Raw genomic sequence first — 14,406 nt, forward strand, 5'->3', positions numbered from 1 at the left:
CATGAAAGTAACAGATTTTGACTACTATTTACCGGAGGAATTGATAGCGCAGGTTCCCATAGAAAAAAGAGATGAAGCAAAGTTAATGATAATAGATAAAAGTAATGAAGAAATTGAGCATAAAATATTTAAAGATGTTATAGACTATTTAGAAACTGGCGATTGTCTAGTTTTAAATGATACTAGAGTACTTCCAGCTAGACTTATCGGTGAAAAAGAGGATAGTGGCGGAAAAATGGAATTTTTACTGCTAAAAAGAGTAGATAAAGATAGTTGGGAAACTTTAGTTAAACCTGGCAAAAGAGCAAAAGTAGGAAGTAGATTTACTTTTGGCAATGGTGAACTAAAAGCTGAAGTAATAGGTTTAGGAGAAGAAGGAAGTAGAATAGTTAAATTTGAATATGAAGGTGTATTTGAAGCCGTATTAGATAGATTGGGGCAGATGCCATTGCCTCCATATATAAAAGAGAAGCTAGAAGATAAGGAACAATACCAAACAGTATACTCTAAAGAAACTGGATCAGCAGCAGCTCCAACGGCTGGATTGCATTTCACTGAAGAATTATTAAAGGAAATTAAAAGTAAGGGCATAAATTTAGTATTTTTAACTCTTCATGTAGGGCTGGGAACATTTAGACCTGTAAAAGCTGAAGACATAACAGATCATATTATGCACTCAGAATACTATACTCTTTCAAAAGAAAGTGCAGAAGTTATCAACAAAACAAAGGAAATGGGAAAAAAGGTTATAGCCGTAGGCACTACTTCCTGTAGAACTTTAGAAACCATAGGTGATAACAATGGAAGAGTAAAAGAATCATCAGGATGGACGGATATTTTCATATATCCAGGATATAAATTTAAAATTATAGATGGATTAATAACAAATTTTCACCTTCCTCAATCAACTCTATTAATGTTAGTTAGCGCTTTGTGTGATAGGGAAAAAATATTGAATGCATACAATACAGCAGTTAAAGAAGAATATAGATTTTTTAGTTTTGGAGACGCCATGTTAATCAAGTAAATTTTACTTCAGAAGGAGAATTGATATGTACAAATTAATAAAGAAATGCGGTAATGCAAGAAGAGGTGAATTTAAAACACCTCACGGCACAATTCAAACACCTGTGTTTATGAATGTAGGAACACTTGGGGTTATAAAAGGTGCAGTATCATCCATGGATTTAAAAGAAATAGGGTGTCAAGTTGAGTTATCCAATACTTATCATCTTCATTTAAGACCTGGTGACAAAGTAATAAAGAAAATGGGTGGATTACATAAATTTATGAATTGGGATAGACCAATTTTAACAGATTCAGGTGGATTCCAAGTTTTTTCTTTAGCTGGTATGAGAAAGATTAAAGAAGAAGGAGTATATTTTAATTCACATATAGATGGAAGAAAAATATTTATGGGGCCAGAAGAAAGTATGCAAATACAAAGCAATATAGCTTCCACTATAGCTATGGCTTTTGATGAGTGTATACCAATTCCATCAACAAAGGAGTATGTTGAAAAATCTGTAGAAAGAACAACTAGATGGCTTGAAAGATGTAAAAAAGAAATGGATAGGGTGAACTCTTTAGAAGATACCATAAATAAACAACAAATGCTTTTTGGGATTAACCAAGGGGCAACATTTAAAGATATTAGAATAGCTCATGCAAAAGAAATAGTGAAAATGGATTTAGACGGATATGCCATAGGAGGACTCGCTGTAGGGGAAACTCATGAAGAAATGTATAATACCATAGAAACAGTAGTAGAATATTTACCACAGGATAAACCAATTTATCTCATGGGAGTAGGCACACCTAGTAATATTTTAGAAGCCGTGGATAGAGGGGTAGACTTTTTTGATTGTGTCCTTCCAGCAAGAAATGGAAGACATGGTCATGTATTTACTAAGAATGGAAAAATAAATTTAATGAATGTAAAATATGAGTTAGATTCTAATCCAATAGATGAAGGATGTAAGTGTCCTGCATGTCAGCATTATTCTAGAGCGTATATAAGACATTTGTTTAAGGCAAAGGAAATGTTGGCTATGAGATTATGCGTTCTTCATAACTTGTATTTCTACAATAATATGATGCAAGAAATAAGAGATGCTATAGACGGTAATTATTTCTCTCAATATAAGGAAAGCAAATTAGCAGAGTGGAATGGAAAATCTTAGAAAAAGCTTTACATCAAATAAAAAGGATTATACACTTATATTGTGAGGGGAGGTGAATATATGTTAACACTTGAAAATTTAATCACAGTGGCTGGAGTTCCTACAGCAGGAGGACCATCAACATTAATTTTATCCCTTATAATGATGATGTTGTTTTTTTACATAATTGTGTACATACCAGAAAGTAGAAGAAAGAAAAAGTATAAAGGCATGCTAGAATCAGTAAAGGTGAATGATGAAATTATTACAAAGGGTGGTATATTAGGAAAAGTTATAAATATCCAAGATACATTTATTATTTTAGAGACTGGACCTAGTAGAGCCAGGATTAAGCTTGATAAAAACGGCATACTATCAATATTGAATAGCAGCGAGCTTGCTCATGAAGACAAAAAAGAAGATAAAAAGGAAGATAAGAAAGAAGATATAGCAGAAGAAAATGAATCTGTAGAATATAAGGAAAATTAAATTTCTTATCATAAAACACCTCATTTCTACATAAATTCTAGTAGATGGGAGGTGTTTTCTATATGGAAAAAAGTAGTTTTTTACCAATAGGGGATGGAATTTTAAGAAGTACTATTTTGACAGTAATCTTTATGCTTATATATGCTATTGTAATGACTTTTGTAGATTTAACCGATAAAACAAATAGCGTATTTTATCTAATTACAACTATACTTAGTATTATGTATGGAACTGTTTATGCCGTACGAAAGATTAATAAAAAAGGGTGGTTAACTGGAGTAATTATAGCCACATTGTACATGCTGATAATATACGTTGTATCGATAATAGCAGGAAACAATTTAGCGGTAGATAATAGAATGATAATGAGGTTTTTACTAGCTTTAGGAGTAGGGGCATTATCGGGTATGCTAGGTATAAATATTTGATATTTACTTTATTTCCTAATCTTTTTATGATATAATCAAACGGAAATATGCTATTTAGGAATGGAGGAGTTTATATGAAACATATAAAAACTATAAATAAGACAAACATAAAGGATAGCTTAAAGAAGCCAGGATGTAAGGAATGTGCTAACTCATGTCAGTCAGCATGTAAAACTTCATGTACGGTTGCGAATCTAGCTTGCGAAAATTAATATAAAAGCAGTAACTTGAGGTTACTGCTTTAAATTTAGCCAAAACGGGTTAGGAGGAAATAATTTGTCATTTATACATAAATTTATTCAAGATGGAGAGTACTACATTTTAGATGTAAACTCAGGAGCAGTGCATATAGTTGATGCATTGGTTTATGAAATAGTTGGTGAAGAAGGATTAAGAAAAAAAGAAGATGTTTTAAATAAATTCCAAGGCAAATATGATGAAAAAGACATACTAGAAGCCTATGAAGAATTAGAAATTCTTATAAATGAAAATATGCTTTACTCAAAAGACTTATATGAAGATATAGGTATGAAAGCAGGAGAAGGGGAATCTTTTATAAAGGCTTTGTGTTTAAATATTGCCCACGATTGTAATTTAAGATGTAAATATTGTTTCGCAGATGAAGGAGAATATAAAGGTAAAAGAGAACTCATGTCTCCAGAAGTAGGAAAGAGGGCAATAGATTTCGTAATAAAGAACTCAGGACCAAGAAAGAATATAGAAGTAGATCTTTTCGGAGGAGAGCCGTTGATGGCATTTAACACTATTAAAGAAATAGTGGAATATGCAAAAGAACAAGAGAAGATTCATAATAAAGTTATTAGATTTACTATGACTACCAATGGTGTTTTGTTGACAGAGGAAGTTATGAATTATTTAGATAAAAATATGGGTAACATAGTTTTAAGTATAGATGGTAGAAAAGAAGTTAATGATGGAGTTAGAACTAGAGTTGACGGTAGTGGATGCTACGATACAATTCTACCTAAAATAAAGAAGATGGTGGAAATGAGAGGTAAAGGAAAGCAGTATTATGCAAGAGGAACCTTTACTAGAAAGAATACAGATTTCTATGAAGATATATTACATTTAGTTAATGAAGGATTTGATGAGGTATCTGTAGAACCAGTTGTATTAGAAGAAAATCATCCTCTTTCTTTAAGAGAAGAGGACTTGCCTAAAATATTTGAACAATATGACAAGATCTACAAAGAAATGGTTAAGAGACATAAAGAAGGGAACTCATTTAAGTTCTATCACTTTAACGTAGACCTTCAAGGAGGACCTTGTGTTTATAAAAGAATATCAGGATGCGGTGCTGGTCATGAATATGTTGCCATAACCCCTTCAGGAGATATATATCCTTGTCATCAATTTGTTGGAAATGATGAATTTAAGATGGGAAATGTTTTTGAGAGTGATTTAAATAAAGCGATAGAAAAACAATTTAAACAAGGTAATATATACTTTAAGCCATCCTGTATGGAGTGTTGGGCAAGATTCTACTGTAGTGGAGGATGCCAAGCTAATAACTATAATTTTAATAAAGATATATTAATACCATATAAATTAGGTTGTGAAATGCAAAAAAAGAGAATAGAATGTGCTATAGCTTTAAAATCACAATTGACAGAACAATAGTAGAAAGTATCAATATAGGCTGGTAATGCACCAGCTTATATTGACTATTTTTTACAATGGTTATATAATTTGTGTATGTGGTTTCCTTATGAGTTAAAGAAATAATGACTTATATATAATTAACAAAAGAAGGGGGATAAATATGAAAGGTAATAAAGCCTTAAAGAGTACAGTCCTATTCATCTTATCAGTGTTTATAATAGGATCTTTAGCTTATGCTGGTTTCTTTGGAATAGAAAATGTATTTGGAACTGGATATAGGGTTAAATCCTTTGATGAAAGTATAAAAAAGGGATTGGACCTTCAAGGAGGTGTGTCACTAACTGAGGAAATACAAGAGGAAAAAGTAGATAGTGCCACTATAGATAGAACTATTGAACTTATATCTCTGAGAGTTAATAAATTAGGAGTTAGTGAAACTGTAGTACAAAGAGAAGGACAAAAAAGAATTAGAATAGAAATACCAGGCGTTTATAATGCTAAGGAAGTAATAGATACCGTTGGTAAAACAGGTGAATTAAAATTCGTAGGACCTGACGAAGAAGTAATACTTACAGGTAAAGATGTTAAAAATGCAGTAGCTCAAATTGATCCTAATAATAATCAGCCAATAGTAAGTCTAGAGTTTACTGATGAAGGAACTAAAAAATTTGCTGAAGCAACTAAAAAGTTTATAGGACAGCAAATAGCAATCTATATGGATGAGGAACTTTTAACTAATCCAGTAGTAAATGATGTTATAGCCAATGGAAAGGGTATAATTTCAGGAAGTAAATCTCTTGAAGAAGCGAAAAGACAGGCAGGTATAATTAAATCTGGTGCATTACCAGTAGTTGTTAAGGCTGTAGAAGTAAAAACTGTAGGAGCTACCTTAGGAGCTAATGCTCTTCCACTTAGCTTCAAGGCTGGTGCTGTGGGAATAAGTTTAGTAATGATATTTATGCTATTATTTTATAGAGTTCCAGGACTTATTGCCAACATTGCCCTAGTTTTCTATATAATTTTAGTACTGTTAACCTTTATTTCGATGAAGGCTACATTAACTTTATCAGGAATAGCTGGATTTTTATTAACCATAGGTATGGCAGTAGATGCTAATATATTAATATTTGAAAGAATAAAAGAAGAATTATATACAGGTAAATCAGTAAGAAGTTCAGTAGAATCAGGATTCCATAGAGCTCTATCTTCAATTATGGATTCTAATATAACTACTATAATTGCAGGAGTAGTTTTATATAACCTTGGTTCAGGACCAGTAAAAGGATTTGCCCTCACATTAATAACTGGAACAGTATTAAGTATGCTTACAGCTATAATAGTAACAAGATTTTTACTAAAATTAGCTGTAGAGATGGGTATACTTAATAGTTTAGCAGCTTTTGGTGTAAAGAGGAGGGTAGAGTAATATGAAATCATTGAAGATAATTGAGAAAACAAAAATATGGTTTGCTATATCCCTTGTTATAATGCTTACAGGATTGTTTTTTGGAATTAAAAATGGTTTAAATTATGGCATTGACTTTAAAGGTGGTACTCTAATTCAGATAAATATGAAAAGTGAGTACAATAAGGAAGAAGTAGAAAAAATAATAGGGAAACACGCAAAGGATTATACAACAAACTCTGCTACCACTACTTCTGGAGAAGTACACTTAGAAATTAGAAGTAACTCTTTAGAAGCAAATCAAATTGAACCTATGTTTAAAGAGATAAAAGAAAAGTATAATCTTGAAGATAAGGATTTTTCTCAGCAGACTATAGGAGCTTCAATTGGCAAGGAATTAAGAAGAAAGGCTATTTTAGCATTAATTATAGCTAATATTGGAATGTTAATATATATAGGAATTAGATTTGAATTTAAATTTGGAATAGCGGCAATAGCTGCACTAGTTCATGATGTGCTCATAACACTTTCCGTATATACTATATTACAAATACCTATAAATAGCAGCTTTATAGCTGCCATATTAACTATAGTAGGATATTCAATTAATGATACAATAGTTGTATTTGATAGAATAAGGGAGAATAGCAAGAGGATGAGAAAGGTAACCGATGGAGAATTGGCTAATGTGAGCATTTCTCAAACCTTGACTAGATCTATAAATACAAGCTTAACTACTTTAATAACCATAGCAGCAGTAGGTATATATGTTCCTTCCGTAAGGGATTTCGCAATTCCTCTTATTATCGGAATAATTGCCGGAGGATATTCTTCAATATTTATAGCTAGCCCTTTGTGGGTGTATTTCAAAAATAAGAAATAAAAAGCGTTAAGAAAAAATAAAAAGCGTTTTTATGACAAAACAACTAAAAACCAGAGCGAAACTGTGCTCTGGTTTACTATTTTCAATAAAATATGTATAAAATATTTGTAAAAAAGTATATTTTAAATTATAATATATATGCTTTTTATTTTTTTGGAGGACTTAGCTATGGAGAATAGAGGTTATTCTTTTCATAATCCCTTTTTATTAAAAGATATGAATGAAGCTTTAATAAGAATAATTAAAGCTGTAAATGAGAGGGAAAAAATAATAGTATATGGATGTTGTGATTTAGATGGAATATCAGCAGTTTCATTGCTTTTTTTGGTTTTAAAATATTTAAATGCAGATGTAGAGTATTTTATATCAGATGGAGACGATGATAACTTTGACATAAAAACAGATATAATAAAAAATCATGTAAAATTCTTAGGAACTAATTTAATGATAACAGTTGGTTGTGGGATTAATTCTTTTTATCAGGTAGAATTATGTAAACAATTAGGAGTTGATGTAATAATTACTGATAATCATCATTGTCATGATAAAATTCCAAATACTATAGTGGTTAGTCCTAAGCAAAGGGATTGTATATATCCATTTAAAGATTTATCTAGTGTAGGTGTCGCATACAAACTTGTTCAAGCGATATCATCATATTATCAGATGAAGAGCATTAGTAAATATTTGGATTTAGTTATGTTAGGCACCAAGTCTAATAAAGTTTCCTATGATGGGGAAAATAAAACTATTATAGACGAAGGGTTATATCATATGAACTACACAAATAATTATGGACTAAGAGCTTTGATGAAGATAAATAAGATTAAACATATAGACATACTTAATGTAGATAAACTCATAGACAGTGTTGCACCCTCTTGGAACAATACAAGGGTGTTGGATAATGCTAGAATTACAGTAGAACTGCTTACTACATCTAATAGCGATAGAGCAGAGCAAATTGCTAAATATTTAAAAAATGAGGTAAAGGGTAGTAGGGCTTGTAATAAATAATAATATTATACGATTCTAGGGGGAAAGATGATGAATTTAAAAGAAAAGATAAGAGTAATTGAAGGATTTCCAAAGGAAGGAATAAGCTTTAAAGATGTGACCACTCTCTTACAAGATAGTGAGGCTTTAAAGTTTACTATAGATTCAATGATGGATAGTCTAAAAGATAAAAACATTGATGTAATAGTTGCTCCAGAGGCTAGAGGATTTTTATTTGGAGTTACATTAGCCTACACCTTAGGAATAGGATTTGTACCTGTTAGAAAAAAAGGAAAGTTACCTTGTGAAACCATATCTAGTACCTATGAACTTGAATATGGAAGTGACGTTTTAGAAATGCATAAAGATGCTATAAAACCAGGACAGAGGATAGCAATTGTAGATGATTTACTTGCTACAGGTGGAACTATTGAATCAGTGGCAAAAATGGTTGAAAACTTAGGTGGAGAAGTAGCTTCAATTAATTTTGTTATTGAACTAACTGATTTGAATGGAAGAGATAAATTAAAGAAATATAGTATGGAATCTCTTATACAATATAATATATAAAAATTATATAAAAACTATATAAAAACAGCCATTGATAGGTTTAATATCAATGGCTATTTTTTTTTTGTTAAAAAAAAGTTCAATTTTTCTTAACAAAATGTATATGAAAAAGATATTGACTATTAGTCAGTAAGTGTATATAATAACAAAGTATGAAATGACTGTTAGTCATAAAATAAAATTAAGGAGAGGATGGCTGTGAAAAAATTTGGAGATTTTATAGTTAAGCATAGAGTTTTAGTTATTATATTATCAGTATTATTATTAATTCCATCCTTTATTGGAATGGCCAAAACTAAAATAAACTACGATATGCTTGAATATCTTCCACAAGAATTAGATTCTATGAAAGGACAAGAAGTATTGGATAAAACATTCTCTAATGCTGCCAGTTCTATGCTCATAATAGAAGATATGGAGTCAAAGGATGTTTTAAAGCTTAAAGAGGAAATATCAGAAATAGAAGGTGTAGACACCGTAATATGGATAAGTGATATTTTAGATGAAAGTGTACCTAAAGATATACTACCTGATGAAATAAAAAATGTTTTTTATAGCGAAAGTTCAACTATGTTAATTATAAAGTATAATGAGTCTGCTTCATCAGAAGTGACACAAAAAGCTATAGGAACCATAAGAAAAATTACAAATGAGCAGTGTTTTTTAAGTGGCATGTCTGCCATAGTGAAGGATACTAAAGACTTATCGGATAAGGAAACGCCCATGTATGTATTAATTGCAGTTATATTATCCGTTGTAGTCCTAGTATTAACCATGGAATCCACATTAATTCCAGCAATATTTTTAATAAGCATGGGTTTTGCCATAGTATTTAATATGGGAACTAATATATTTTTAAAACAAGTATCATATATAACTAAATCCATAGCAGCAGTATTACAGCTTGGAGTAACAATGGATTATTCCATATTTTTACTTCACAGATATGAGGAAGAAAAGAAGAAGATGGAAAACAGATATGAAGCTATGGCTGAGGCAATATCCAATACTATAGTATCTATATCAGGGAGTTCACTCACTACTATAGCTGGATTTTTAGCTTTGTGTTCAATGAAGTTAAGTTTAGGTAAAGATATAGGTCTTGTAATGGCTAAAGGTGTAGTATTAGGTGTATTGTCTACCATTACAATACTACCAGCGCTTATACTAACTTTTGATAAGCAAATTCATAAATACTGTCATAAGACAATACTTCCTGAATTTAATAAAGTATCAAAAATAGTATCACAAAAATATAAGACTTTTATTTGGATCTTTTTAATAGCTTTTATACCTGCTTTATATGGTAACAATAATTTGAAAGTATATTATAACTTGGATAGCTCTTTACCAAAAGATTTACCATCAATAATAGCTACAAATAAATTAAAAGAAGATTATAACATGACTACTACTCATTTTATTGTAGTTCATGATAATGTTCCAGCTCACAATATGGAGAAAATGATAAAAGAAATTGAAGAAGTAGAAGGTATAGATAAGGTATTAGGTTATAACAAATTTATGGGAGAAGCTATACCAGAAAGCTTTATACCAGACAATATTAGAGAAACCTTTAAAAAAGATGGTTACAATTTAATTTTAGTAAACTCAAAATATAAGGCGGCTACAGATGAGGAGAATAAACAAATAGAAGATATAAACTCAATAGTGAAAAGCTATGATAAGGAATCTATGATAACAGGTGAAGGTGTATTGACTAAAGATTTAGTTATGATAGCAGATAAGGATTTTAAGAGTTCAAGTTTAATATCTATAGGAGCAATATTTGCTATTATTTTATTGGTGTTTAAGTCAATAAGTATACCTATTATATTAGTTCTTGCTATAGAACTTGCAATACTCGTAAATATGAGTATGTCTTTTTACATGGGAACAACAGTACCTTTCGTAGCTTCTATAGTAATAGGGTGTATTCAGTTAGGAGCAACCGTTGATTATGCAATATTATTGACTTCAAGGTTTAAAGAGGAGATGGGAAATGGATTGGATAAATTTACTGCAATGGAGAAGGCAGTAAAGGAATCTGCAAAATCTATTGTGACAAGTGCTTTAGCTTTCTTCGGCGCTACAGCTGGTGTAGGAATAATATCAAATTTATCTATAATAAGAACTCTATGTATTATGATGGCTAGAGGTGCAATTATAAGCATGATTGTTATTATTTTTATCCTTCCATCTATATTGCTAGTATGCGAAGGGATAATAAAGAAAACCACAAAAGGGTGGGTACAATCTAATTAATATAAAGGAGAAGATGTAGTATGAATAAGAAAAGTTTATCAAAAAATTTAGTTTGTTTTGTATTAATGGGAACTATGTTAGCTCCTAATGTAGTAAGTGCTAAAGAAATGATAATAAAGGATGAATCTGTATATGTAAATCTTTCTGAAAAAGGAGATGTAGAGAATCAAGTAGTTACTGATTGGTTAAGAGGAAATGGACAAAGTATAGAAGTAAAAGATAAATCAGGATTAGATGGTATAAAAAATATAAAAGGTGAAGAAGACTTTGATAAAAATGGAGAGAATTTAACTTGGAAAATGGAAGGTAAGGATATATTCTATCAAGGGACTACCAATAAAGAGTTACCTCTAGAAATTAAGATAAAATATTATTTAGATGATAAGGAAGTAAATCCAAAAGAAATTGCAGGTAAGTCAGGAAAATTGAAAATTAAAATAGAATATGTAAATACAAGCATGCATATGGAAAATATCAATGGAAAATATGACAAGATATATGCACCTATAACAGTATTGACAGTGGTAACTTTACCACTTGAAAACTTTAAGAATATCAAGAGCAATGAAGGTACTATGATATCAGAAGGAAATAACAATATAATAAACTTCGTATCTTTGCCAGGACTTAAAGAGAATTTTAATATAGAAAATAAAAATTTAAATATACCAAACAATGTAGAGATAGAGTGTGATGTTGAGAACTTTAAAATGTCTCCAATATTAATAACAGCTACTCCTAAATTGCCAGAAATAAAGTCCCTTAAAGAAGCTAAAAATATAGGAGATTTTGACGATGCAATAAAAGAATTAAAAGATGCATCTAATAAAATAATAGATGGAACATTAAAAATAAAAGATGGTAGTGGAGGTCTAAACAAAGGGCTTATAGATTTTAAATCTTCCATGGTATCTGCAAAAAATGGATCTGAACAACTGAGTGATGGTATAGGCAAAATGAAAGAAGGAACTGAAAAAATAAAAGAAGAACTACATCAAAATCCAGATAAAATATCATTGATAAGAGATCCTAAAAATGTAGAAGAAGAAAGAAAGCTAATGGACCATGCTTTCAAAGCTAAGGATATGGACATAAATTCACTACAAGGCGCTATGAAAGTTTTAACCGCTGAAAATATAGCTTTGTTTAATAAAACATGTAAAGATTTTAAAAATATAGATGAGAGTGAAATATTAAATCATCCTCTATATACAGGATTAAATATTTTATCCAAAGATGATGGAATTAAAAATATAGGTTCTTTTATATCAGGATTAGAGGGGATAAGTAACATAGATGGAAATACACTAAAAAAATATAATGATCTATTAAATGATGCACCTAAGATCAATAATAGTGTTAATAAATTTTCAGGATTTATAGAAGAGTTTGATAGCAATAGACTTGCCACTATAAAAAATGGTTTAAGTAATGAAAATTTAAATTCATTAAAAACTATAATGAGTAGCGGAGAAAAGGTAAAAAATCTTGATTTAAATTCAATAAATAATATATTGAAGGAGGAAATAAATACCGCTGATGCGTATCATTCTCAAACTGAACAATTAAGAAAAGAAGAAAATGTTAAATTCTTAGAGAGTATAATTGATTCTAATGATAAATTGTCAAAAGAAGAAAAAATTAAAGCTAAGGAATTATTGAAAGGATACCATAATACTGTAGATGAAACTGATAAAAAGCTTAAGAATTCTCAAGATAAAATTTCATATTTATCAAAGGAATTAAATTCACTAGGTGATTTACAAAAACAATTTAAGGATAATGAAAAAAGTATTGGTGAGTTAAATTCAGTATTAAATGAGAATAATATTTCCTATATAAATAGTACAATAGATCAATTAGGAAAACTAAAAGAGGAAGTATCATCACCAGAAGGTAAAAATGTTATAAAAAATATAAATGAAGTGTTCAGCGAAAAGAATATAACTAATATGCAAGGATTTATGAAGAAATTTATAAATATTAAAGATGATTTAGATAAAAATAAGGATAGTTTAAACCAAATAAAGAAGCTTCTAGATGGTATGAATGATCCTGCATCAGCAAAAACTTTAGAAAAGGTAAAGGTGCTACAAGCAGATTTGAATAAATTAATACCTGAATTAGGAAAGCTCCAAAAATCTCTACCAGATGATGTAAACAATGATATTAAAGCTGCACCAAAAATGCTAAAAGAACTTACTATTATGCAACAGGATTTAAAAAACAATGAGAAGATATTAGAGCTAGTTAAAGATTCTTTAAAAGAAGAAAATATAAATAAAGCTAATAAAATGTTAGATCAAATTCCTACTTTGAATGATGGAATAGAAAAATTATACGAAGGTTCATATAATCTAAACAAAGGAATGGAATCTTTAATTGACAAAGGAGTAAATCCTTTGATTGAAGGAAGTAGCAACCTCTTTAAAGGAAGTGAAGAGTTGTACTCAGGAGTATTGAAGTTTAAAGAAGAGGGAGAGGGAAAAATAAATTCTGAATTAGGTTTAGAAATTGAAGACATGGATAGAATGATAAAGGTTAAAGATAAACTATATGAAATGTCAGATAGATATGGAACTCATACTGGAATAGGAGAGGATATGGAAGGCAATGTTAAATTTATAATGAGAACTGATTCCATAAAAGCTCCAGAGATAAAAAAAGAAAAGAAGCTAGTAATTGAAGAAGAAAAAAAGGGAATTCTTCAATGGTTTAAAGACCTGCTCGCTTAAGTTAAAATAAAGTGAATTGAACTCCTATGTAACTAGAATACGTAGGGGTTCAATTTATATTCAATATTGACTAAATAAGGTTTCTAATCAATAATAGTATATAATATATTACCTAATTGCATATATTTTCCCATAAGGAGGAATTATATTAGTATGACTAAAGAAGAAAATGATATTAAAAAAAAGAAGAGCACAGTAAAAAAAGAAGTTAAACTTTATGAGTCTGCCTTTGAATTGTTTTCTGATAAAGGGATCAATGATACTTCTATTGATGATATAGTTAAAAATGCAGGAGTAGCAAAAGGGACTTTCTATCTTTACTTCAAAAATAAATATGATATTATAGATAAAATCATATTAAAAAAGAGCGCTCATATATTAAAAGAGGCATTAAATCATACTTTGAATATTAATGATAAAAGCTTTTCGGAAGGGATAATAATATTTACGGATTATATTATTGAATACTTTAAAGTAAACAAAAAATTATTAAAAATAATACATAAAAACCTCTCATGGGGACTTTATAGAAAAGCCATAGCTAATGTTAATCAGCATGAAGAAATGAAAGAAATTATGAAGCTTTCAAAAGATATTATGATAAAAGAAAATATAGATGAAAAAGAATTTGAAATTAAACTTTTTATGATTATAGAACTTACCAGTTCCATTTGCTATAGCTCTATTATTTTAGAAGAACCATATAGTATAGATATTATGAAACCGTATCTATTTGGAATCATTGAGAAGATGGTGTCTTAGTAAAATATAAATTGCATGTTTCTACAAAATATTATATAATGTTAATAAAAAATAATGGCTGGTTATTAAGACCAGCCATTGATTTTAG

General features: G+C 29.7%; 13 protein-coding genes. All 13 read left to right on the top strand.

From position 1 onward, the window contains the following. Nucleotide 1 precedes the first annotated feature (1 nt). The 13 genes from queA (at nt 2) to RYO54_RS08740 (ending at nt 14,318) form a co-directional block, all read left to right on the top strand. Complete coding sequence (gene queA / locus RYO54_RS08680; RefSeq protein ID WP_315117600.1) at nt 2-1,027, top strand: tRNA preQ1(34) S-adenosylmethionine ribosyltransferase-isomerase QueA; 1,026 nt, start codon at nt 2-4, stop codon at nt 1,025-1,027. A 25-nt stretch (nt 1,028-1,052) separates the two neighbouring features. Next, nucleotides 1,053-2,183 carry a tRNA guanosine(34) transglycosylase Tgt gene (tgt, locus tag RYO54_RS08685; RefSeq protein ID WP_315117603.1) on the top strand — a complete coding sequence of 377 codons (1,131 nt, stop codon included), beginning with the start codon at nt 1,053-1,055 and terminating at the stop codon, nt 2,181-2,183. Between the two features lie 60 nt (nt 2,184-2,243). After that, a complete protein-coding gene (gene yajC, locus RYO54_RS08690; RefSeq protein WP_399549252.1) occupies nt 2,244-2,651 on the top strand; it encodes a preprotein translocase subunit YajC in 408 nt (135 codons plus the stop codon). A gap of 62 nt (nt 2,652-2,713) precedes the next feature. Beyond that, nucleotides 2,714-3,079: a TIGR04086 family membrane protein gene (locus RYO54_RS08695; protein WP_315117606.1), complete on the top strand. Its 366-nt coding sequence runs from the start codon at nt 2,714-2,716 to the stop codon at nt 3,077-3,079. Between the two features lie 74 nt (nt 3,080-3,153). Further along, complete coding sequence (gene scfA / locus RYO54_RS08700) at nt 3,154-3,291, top strand: six-cysteine ranthipeptide SCIFF (RefSeq protein ID WP_216440072.1); 138 nt, start codon at nt 3,154-3,156, stop codon at nt 3,289-3,291. A 64-nt stretch (nt 3,292-3,355) separates the two neighbouring features. Continuing rightward, complete coding sequence (gene scfB, locus RYO54_RS08705) at nt 3,356-4,720, top strand: thioether cross-link-forming SCIFF peptide maturase (protein WP_315117610.1); 1,365 nt, start codon at nt 3,356-3,358, stop codon at nt 4,718-4,720. Nucleotides 4,721-4,862: 142 nt separating this feature from the next. After that, nucleotides 4,863-6,128 carry a protein translocase subunit SecD gene (gene secD, locus RYO54_RS08710; RefSeq protein ID WP_315117613.1) on the top strand — a complete coding sequence of 422 codons (1,266 nt, stop codon included), beginning with the start codon at nt 4,863-4,865 and terminating at the stop codon, nt 6,126-6,128. A gap of 1 nt (nt 6,129) precedes the next feature. Next, nucleotides 6,130-6,990: a protein translocase subunit SecF gene (gene secF / locus RYO54_RS08715; protein ID WP_315117616.1), complete on the top strand. Its 861-nt coding sequence runs from the start codon at nt 6,130-6,132 to the stop codon at nt 6,988-6,990. Nucleotides 6,991-7,158: 168 nt separating this feature from the next. Next, on the top strand, nt 7,159-8,007 hold the full coding sequence (locus RYO54_RS08720; RefSeq protein ID WP_315117619.1) for a DHH family phosphoesterase: 849 nt from the start codon (nt 7,159-7,161) through the stop codon (nt 8,005-8,007). A gap of 30 nt (nt 8,008-8,037) precedes the next feature. After that, the gene (locus RYO54_RS08725; RefSeq protein WP_315117620.1) at nt 8,038-8,556 is read left to right on the top strand and encodes an adenine phosphoribosyltransferase; all 519 of its coding nucleotides are present in this window, start codon (nt 8,038-8,040) and stop codon (nt 8,554-8,556) included. Between the two features lie 192 nt (nt 8,557-8,748). Further along, nucleotides 8,749-10,821 carry an MMPL family transporter gene (locus RYO54_RS08730; RefSeq protein ID WP_315117622.1) on the top strand — a complete coding sequence of 691 codons (2,073 nt, stop codon included), beginning with the start codon at nt 8,749-8,751 and terminating at the stop codon, nt 10,819-10,821. 20 nt (nt 10,822-10,841) lie between these two features. After that, nucleotides 10,842-13,556, top strand: coding sequence for a hypothetical protein (locus RYO54_RS08735; RefSeq protein WP_315117624.1), 2,715 nt, complete (start codon nt 10,842-10,844; stop codon nt 13,554-13,556). Between the two features lie 153 nt (nt 13,557-13,709). Continuing rightward, a complete protein-coding gene (locus tag RYO54_RS08740; RefSeq protein ID WP_315117627.1) occupies nt 13,710-14,318 on the top strand; it encodes a TetR/AcrR family transcriptional regulator in 609 nt (202 codons plus the stop codon). Nucleotides 14,319-14,406: the final 88 nt, after the last annotated feature.

Origin of the sequence: uncultured Clostridium sp. (genome assembly GCF_963515715.1) — a bacterium.
GTDB lineage: Bacteria > Bacillota > Clostridia > Clostridiales > Clostridiaceae > Clostridium_AW.